Raw genomic sequence first — 7,378 nt, 5'->3', positions numbered from 1 at the left:
TGACAACCTCATTCTGGCACACTGATGCCGTAGGGGGCCGTCCACCCCATCACCGACGCCCGGAATCGTCGCAACGATGCCCGGAAGACCGCCATCAATCGTCGACGCATTGTCATACCAGCCGCCGAATCTCCAGGTCCCGGTCAGCGGACCACTCGGCGTCCAGGTCAACTCCACCGGAACCATCACGCCCGTCGCGGGGCTTGAAGCAGGGATGCCGGGCAAGAAGTAGACGGCGGAGTCTGACGTCGTCAGATAATTCGGATTGGCATCGTAGACGCCGACCGAAATCTTCCATTCCTTGGTCAGGTTGAAATGAGCCAATCCGGCCCATTGGCTCACCGGCCAGTTGAAGATGTAGCCGCCCAGGATGTTGCCGGGTTGACCGCCGCAGAAGGTCAAGTTGATGAACTCGCACTCGCCGAAGAAGAAGTCGGAGCCGACAGGCAGGCGGCCAGCCTTGAGCTCGAGGCGATCGTCAAACAGCTTCTGCGCGTAGTAGAGCTCGGTCAGGCGCACGATGCTTCCCCGGCCAAAGACTTCATTGGTGAGCTGCAGGGCGGGAATGTCTGCCTCGGCATTCAGATTGTGGCCAAAGCGGTCAACCAGCGTGAGGCCAACGGTACCGCCCGGGATCCCGGCCAGCTTCGCCAGGTCGAACTTGGCCTGAAACCACAGCTGACCGGCGTTCGCCGCGGTGTTCCTTGCTCCGCCCGATAGGTTGGTGACGGCTTCGTCGCCCAGCGTCAGCGCCAGGGAGATGCCCTGCTCTTTCAGCTTCGTCCTGCCGAGATCGCCAAACAAATACGGCCTCATCCAGAAATCATCGGCCGCGGCATAGGGAACAGGCGGAGCTTTCGTTAAGAGATCAGCGGCATGCACTCCACCGCCCAACAATGATGACAAGAAAATCCCCACGCCGCACGCACGTGCGGCGTTCACAGACCAATCCAACGGCATTTCCAATACTCCCAGGGTCTCGAGCGTCTTCTGTTTTTGGCTGATACCCCCACGCCACAGCGACGTCGCACGCGCCAAGGCGCGCCGCCGGTCCGCCGCGGTTCCCCTGATCAGGATCAATTCGAGCTTGTGTTTATTCCCGGCCTGTTGGCGATCGAGGCGTCTTGCACGCCGCGGCCAGCGGGAGGCATCAGGCTACGGGATTTCGACTTCAGAGCGGCGGGGATTTTTTCCAGCGCTGCGATGGCGAGGGAGAACGCATCGGGAAGAACGGCGAGAGCGACGAAGGCGGTGGCGACAGGAGCATCGCGCCTTCAAGCCTCCACGCGATACAGCCGCCACCGCGCCGGCACGCCCTTGAGCTGATGGCTGCCGTGATCCCTGAGGCGGATCTGGGATTGCGCGGCGAGCAGGTCCTTCACCGCGCTCGAGACCAGCACTTCGCCGGCGCGCGCCTTGGCGGCGACGCGGGTGCCGATGTGGAAGGCAAGACCAACCATCTCGCCGCCGCTGATCGTGTATTCGCCGGCGTGCAGGCCGACCCTGATCTCGAGGCCGAGCGTGCGCACGGCCTTCTGGATCGCGGTCGCGCAATTGATGCCGGCCGCCGGCACCTTGAAGGTCGCCAGCACGCCGTCACCGGTGGTCACGACTTCCTTGCCGCGCGACGATTTCAGCTCCTTGCGGACCGCGGCATAATAGAGGCCCATGACCTTGGTCCAGCGCGCATCACCGAGCTTTGCGGCCTTTGCCGTCGAGCCGACGATGTCGACAATCAGGATCGTGGCGAGCGTCTGCTTGAGCTCCGCGCTACCGTTGGCGGATTTTCTCCTGATGCCAATGGCACCACTCAACGGTTCATAGTCGTGACTGCGCCGTCGCGCGATCGCCGATTTGGTGTAATCCTGGGCACGCTCTGCCGTGCCGCAGCGGATGGTTTTCTCCTGAGGCAGATGCATCCAGTAGACCTTGCGGCTCTTGCCGGCGCCCTGCACTTCGACGGCGCCCCATTTCAGGAACACCGCCGAGCCGACCCGCCGCACGCACCACGCCTTCGACGTGTATCCGGATACGTTGGACTGGAGCAGGCCAATGCGAAGGAATTTGGGCATGACGAGGCGGCTGATCGCTGGACCATTTGTTGGACCTGAAGCGTAATTGGACGCTGGCGCCTTGGCAACAGCGCGCGGTCACGCGGCGCGGTTTACGTCGGCGCCGACGGCTCAAACGCAAACAGCTCGATCGGATCGCTGAAGCCGCGCACGGCATGTTTGCCGACCCGCTCGAGCTCGAATTCCCGATCCACCTGCTCGGCGAAATCGCGTGACAGCAGCACCGGCTTGCCGATCTGCTTGGTGAGCGTCTCGAGCCGCGAGGCCATGTTGACGGCGGGGCCGATCACCGTGAAGTCGAGCCGGCTTGATGATCCGATATTGCCGTACATGACGTCGCCGACATGCACGCCGATGCCGTAATTCAGCGGCGCACGGCCCGTGCCGTTGTTGCGTTCGTTCAGCGCGGCCATGGCCTTGCGGGCCTCGGTGACGGCGCGCAACAGATTGGCGCAGGCGTTGGGCTGGCTCAGCGGGAAAATGGCAAGCAAACCGTCGCCGATGAACTTCAGGATCTCGCCGCCATGCCGCGCGATCGGCTCCGACATCGCGTCGAAATAATCGTTGAGGAGATCGATGACGTCGTCGCGCGGCCAATTGTCGGAGATCTTGGTAAAATCGCGGAGGTCGCAGATCATGATTGCGGCGCGCACCGTCGTGCCGGTGCCGCGGCGCGTGGCGCCGGCAAGGATCAGCTCACCGGCATGGGAGCCCACATAGGTCTCCAGCAGCGTGCGCGCCAGGCGGTTCTTGATGCGGATTTCGCTGACCAGCGCCAGCACCGGCAACAATTTCTTCAATGCCGCGATGTGCGCATCCTCGAAGCCGCCGCGCCGGTCGGTCGCGAAGGTGACGAGATGGCGCTTGCCCAGCGTATGGTAGAGCGGCCAGGCGACATAGTCGGTCAGGCCTTTCGACCGCATCTCGTCATAGAGCGCGTGCTTGCGGCCGAGCGCCGGATCTCGTTCGAGGTTCTCCCGCACCTCGGTGGCGCCGTCCAGCATCTCGTTGGCAGGGCTGCCGATGAATTCGGAGCGTTCCCTGACATCGAAATCGACCCGCCCGATTTCAGCGTCGTGCATCCCGTCGGCCCACATGATCCGGGCGCCAAGCCATTGCGGGTGCTGGATCTGGACATGAAGCGTCGAGCGCTTGAGCGGAATGCCGGTTTGCTGGAGGCGGATGCACATCTGCGCGAAGATGTTGTCGATGAAGCGCTCGTTCTGCGTCCCGGTGGTCAGCCAGTCGACGACGCCGTCGGACAGCGTGGCGGCGGGAATCTTGTCGGGAGCACTCATATTCTGGCCATCTGGCTTGCCTTGGGCGGCGATCTTCATGCCCGCAGATATCGTGTTCCGGATGGCCCGCGTCAACCTAGCCAGTTGCACGGATTGTGCGCATTCGCACGACCGCCGCCTAACCGGCGAGCCGGATCGATGCCAGCACCGCCAGTCCCGAAACTGATGTCAAGCTGGAGGCCTCGGCCAGCTCGACTTTCAGCGTGCTGCCACCGGGAACGAGAAATCGCTCGCCATTGAGTCGAATGTGACAATCGTCGGACAGCGCATAGACCAGATGCGTGGCAGCGGGCAAAGGCCGCTCGCCGGGCGCCTTGAGCGCCGACATTTCGATCTCCACAGCACCGCGCCGCGCCATCAGATTGACGACCTCGACCGGGCCGGCCTCGAGCTCGGTCACGATCTCCATCTCGCCGGTGAAGCGCACCGTCGTGAACGGCTCGCGCTCGTCGAACTCCTGTCCCCCGGCCTTCAGCACCAGCCCGCGCCCGCCGACCACCATCTGCAGGCGGTCGATGCCAGGCATGTGCGAGAACGGCCCGGGCGCGACGATCGGCGTCGAGGCGAAGCGCCACAGCAGGCTGTCCCAGTCCTTCACATCAGTGCCGGGCCGATGCGCATCCGCGATGTCGGTAAAGACGCCGCCGCCGTTCTTCCATGGCGCGCGGGTGTAGTCTTCGGGTTTCAGCAGCGTGGTTTTCATGGATACGTTGTCCGGTGAGGCGAGGATCACGTGCGCAAGCGCACGCAGTGATGGGTCACCTTACCAACGCCGTCGTCCTGGCGAAAGCCAGGACGACGATGAGGGATAGCGCGCCCCTCACTCGCTCTTCCCGCCGTTCAGCTTCGGCAGAGTCTCCACGATCTTCTGCTTGCCGTCGACGATCTCGGCGAGGAAGCTGGCGCGGTCGATGTCGCCGTTCTGGTCCCAGCTGGCTTCCATCAGCATGCCCGGCGCCTTGTCAGGCGTCAGCGTCAGGCCTTTCATGGCCGCGCCAAAAGCCTTGCTGTCGAACTTGCCGATCTTCTCGGTGACGTATTTGACGAGATAGACCGCGGTGTAGCCCTTGATGCCGTTATGATCGGGCCGGTACTTGAAGCGCTCGGTGAATTTCTTCGTGAACGCTTCGATCGCGGGCACCGGCGCATCGGCGGAAAGGCCGACATGCCCACGCACGCCGTTGGCGGCGGGGCCGGCGAGCTCGACCACCTTCTGGCTGAGCAGCGTGGTCTCGCCGAACAGCGGCGTCGACAGGCCCTGCCGCTTCGCCTCGATCAGGAAGCGCGCGCTTTCCTCCTCATTGGTGTAGATGAAGGCAGCATCGGCCTTGGCGCCCTTGAGCTTGATCACGTCGGAGCCGAAATCGACCTGGCCCTGCTCGGTGGAGATATCGACCGCGATCTCGACGTTGCGTGACTTCATCTCTTTCAGAAAATTGTCGTGGCCACCCTTGCCGAAATCGTTGTTGACCCAGAGCACGGCGACCGACTTCACCTTGAGCTTGTCGTGCAGATAGTTGGCGATCTTCGGCATCGAGAATTGCTGGCCGAAGGCGGTGCGAAAGATCCAGGGATTGCCCTGCGTGGTGATATCGGCGGCCTCGGCGCCGACGATCTGCGGGATCTCGGCTTGTTGCGTCAGCGCCATGTTGACCTTCACCGAGCCGGAATAGATCGGCCCGAGCACCACGTAAGGATCCTTGTCCAGGACCTTCTGCACCTGCGCGCGCGAGATGCCGGGGTTGCTCTGGGTGTCCAGATGCTCGGTCTCGATCTTGCGCCCCAGAATGCCGCCGGCAGCGTTGATCTCGTCGACTGCGAGCGCGACGCCATCGCGCCAGTTGGTGCCCGAGACTGCGCCGGGGCCGGAGAGCTCGATGACGTCAGGGATGTAAACGGTGCTCTGCGCACGGGCCGCGGCTGTCGAGAGCGCTGCCGCCAGGGCGATGGCGAGCGTACCTGCAAGATGCCTCATGATATTCCTCCCCTTCTGCTTTGTTATTCGTCGAAGCCGAGCAGTTTCGCCGGCGTTCGCCACAGCAGGCGATGCTGGTCGCCTGGATCCGGAAACAATTTTGGTAGCAGCGCGAGCAGCGGCCCGTAGTCGAGCCGTTCAGCCGCGCGCAGGAACGGATAGTCCGAGCCCCAGACGCAGCGATGAAGCGTGAAGGCTTCGACCAGCGCTGCGATGAAGGGCCAGGTGTCCTCATAGGGATGCGGCTGCTCGGAAAATTTGTAATAGCCCGACAGTTTGACGTACGCGTCGCGATCGCGGCCGATCGCGAGCAGTGCCTGAAAGGCCTTGCCGTTCACGCCTTGCGCGACCGGGGGCCGGCCGCAATGGTCGAACACCAGCTTGACGTTTGACTTCTCGATCAGCGGCAGCAGATCAAGCAGCTGATCGTTCTCGACCTGGATCTGGAGGAATAGGCCGAGGCTGACCAGCTTCTCCAGTAGCGGCGCGGTGTTGCGATAATAATCAGCGCCGTGGAACGGAACGTTGTAGGCAACGCCGATCACGCCGGCGGCTTTCAAGCGCTCGAGCTCGCGGATGTCGACGTCGTTCTCGACCACGGCGACGCCCCTGAAGCGGCCGCCACCCTGCCTCAAGGTGTCGAGCAGGATGCGGCTGTCGCTGCCGTAGCCGGTGTTGGTGGCGACCACGAGCGCATGGCGAACATCAAATGCGTCGAACACACGGATGAGCTGCGCGGCCGGCGCGATCTCCTGCCCGCCCGGGCGATACGGCGTATCGGCGGCATAGGGAAAACGGACGGGATCGATGGCGTGGATGTGACAGTCGATCTTGGGGCCCGCCGGCAATGTCATGGCACAGAGCTCCCCGCGGTTCAGAACGTCGCTTCGATCGCCTTGATCAGCTCGGGCGTGACGTCGGGCATGACGCCGAACCAGGCCTTGAAGGCGAGCCGCGCCTGGTTGAGCAACAGGCCGAGTCCATTCACGGTGACGCAGCCGCGCGCACGGGCCTCAGCCAGGAACGGCGTCTCCAGCGGCGTGTAGATGAGGTCGGCGGCGAGCGTTGCGGGCTTCAACCGCGACAGATCAATCTCCAGCGCGCTCTTGCCGACCATGCCGCGATCAGTGCAGTTGACGAGCAGTGCGACGTCGCCAAGTGCCGCAGCGCGATCGTCCCATGCGACCGTGCTGAGGGCCGAGCCGAACTCCTTCGCAATCGCCTCCGCTTTCTCCGCCGTGCGGTTGGCGATGCGTATCTCGCGTGCACCGTTTTCGAGCAGCGCGACGACCACCGCGCGCGAGGCACCGCCCGCGCCGAGCAGCAGGATCGGCCCGGCATCGCCGCGCCAGTCGGCCTTGGCGTCGCGCAGGCTCTGCAAGAAGCCGTTGCCGTCGTTGTTGAAGCCGGACAGCGTGCCGTCCTGTTCGACCACGATGGTGTTGACGGCGCCGATGCGCCTGGCGGTCTCGTTGACGCGGGCGAGTTGGGCCATTGCCGTCTGCTTATGCGGCATGGTGACGTTGCAGCCGCGGAACCCGAGCGCGACGAGGCCGCGAAGTGCATCGTCCAGCCGCTCCGGCTTCACCGCCAGCGGCACATAGGAACCGCGGATGCCGTGGGCTTTCAGCCAGTAATTGTGAATGACCGGCGAGCGCGAATGCGCCACCGGCATGCCGATGACCCCCGCCAGCCCGAACCCATCCTGCGACATGCTGCGCTTCCCGTCCCTGACACGTGCCATTCGGCGCGCGACCATGTTATTTGGTCAGATGTACAAGAGCATTAGAGGGAATGGCTAGCGGGTGCAATGTGAATTTGGGGATCCGCCACAACCACCGACGTCATCCTGAGGTGCGCGCCCTTGCGCGCCTCGCAGGATGGGCTGCAGGCGCGCGCGTGGCCCATCCTTCGAGGCTCACCGTGAAGCGCGTTGCGCTTCGCGGCTCGCACCTCAGGATGACGTCAGTGGGTGTGGTCGGAAGCGTAGATGGGGTAACGGGTCCCCTGGGGCCTTCCAACCAAGCCGCGCT

At 63.8% G+C, this 7,378-nt stretch carries 7 protein-coding genes; all 7 read right to left on the bottom strand.

Features of this window, described 5'->3' with window-relative positions:
* Positions 1-960: carbohydrate porin (locus tag Q0687_RS00880; RefSeq protein ID WP_298870979.1), on the bottom strand; the 960-nt coding region annotated here is incomplete at its 3' end.
* Positions 961-1,274: 314 nt separating this feature from the next.
* Complete coding sequence (locus tag Q0687_RS00875) at positions 1,275-2,072, bottom strand: adenylate/guanylate cyclase domain-containing protein (RefSeq protein ID WP_298870973.1); 798 nt, start codon at positions 2,070-2,072, stop codon at positions 1,275-1,277.
* A gap of 92 nt (positions 2,073-2,164) precedes the next feature.
* Positions 2,165-3,370, bottom strand: a complete 1,206-nt coding sequence (locus tag Q0687_RS00870; protein WP_298870975.1) for an adenylate/guanylate cyclase domain-containing protein — start codon at positions 3,368-3,370, stop codon at positions 2,165-2,167.
* Positions 3,371-3,488: 118 nt separating this feature from the next.
* A complete protein-coding gene (locus Q0687_RS00865; protein ID WP_298870970.1) occupies positions 3,489-4,073 on the bottom strand; it encodes a HutD family protein in 585 nt (194 codons plus the stop codon).
* A 117-nt stretch (positions 4,074-4,190) separates the two neighbouring features.
* Positions 4,191-5,345 (bottom strand): ABC transporter substrate-binding protein, encoded by a 1,155-nt coding sequence (locus Q0687_RS00860; protein WP_298870968.1) that lies wholly within the window; start codon positions 5,343-5,345, stop codon positions 4,191-4,193.
* A 23-nt stretch (positions 5,346-5,368) separates the two neighbouring features.
* Positions 5,369-6,199: an amidohydrolase family protein gene (locus tag Q0687_RS00855; protein WP_298870965.1), complete on the bottom strand. Its 831-nt coding sequence runs from the start codon at positions 6,197-6,199 to the stop codon at positions 5,369-5,371.
* A 20-nt stretch (positions 6,200-6,219) separates the two neighbouring features.
* Positions 6,220-7,059: a shikimate dehydrogenase gene (locus Q0687_RS00850; protein WP_298870963.1), complete on the bottom strand. Its 840-nt coding sequence runs from the start codon at positions 7,057-7,059 to the stop codon at positions 6,220-6,222.
* Positions 7,060-7,378: the final 319 nt, after the last annotated feature.

It is taken from the genome of uncultured Bradyrhizobium sp., from assembly GCF_936928535.1.
Taxonomy (GTDB): Bacteria; Pseudomonadota; Alphaproteobacteria; order Rhizobiales; family Xanthobacteraceae; genus Bradyrhizobium.
The sequence above is the reverse complement of the archived record's forward strand: the minus strand, read 5'-3'. Positions and strand labels throughout refer to the sequence as shown.

Bases quoted from the DNA above. Each gene is read 5' to 3' on its own strand.
- Q0687_RS00875 (WP_298870973.1), bottom strand. From the start codon at position 2,072: ATGCCCAAATTCCTTCGCATTGGCCTGCTCCAGTCCAACGTATCCGGA.
- Q0687_RS00870 (WP_298870975.1), bottom strand. From the start codon at position 3,370: ATGAGTGCTCCCGACAAGATTCCCGCCGCCACGCTGTCCGACGGCGTC.
- Q0687_RS00865 (WP_298870970.1), bottom strand. From the start codon at position 4,073: ATGAAAACCACGCTGCTGAAACCCGAAGACTACACCCGCGCGCCATGG.
- Q0687_RS00860 (WP_298870968.1), bottom strand. From the start codon at position 5,345: ATGAGGCATCTTGCAGGTACGCTCGCCATCGCCCTGGCGGCAGCGCTC.
- Q0687_RS00855 (WP_298870965.1), bottom strand. From the start codon at position 6,199: ATGACATTGCCGGCGGGCCCCAAGATCGACTGTCACATCCACGCCATC.
- Q0687_RS00850 (WP_298870963.1), bottom strand. From the start codon at position 7,059: ATGTCGCAGGATGGGTTCGGGCTGGCGGGGGTCATCGGCATGCCGGTG.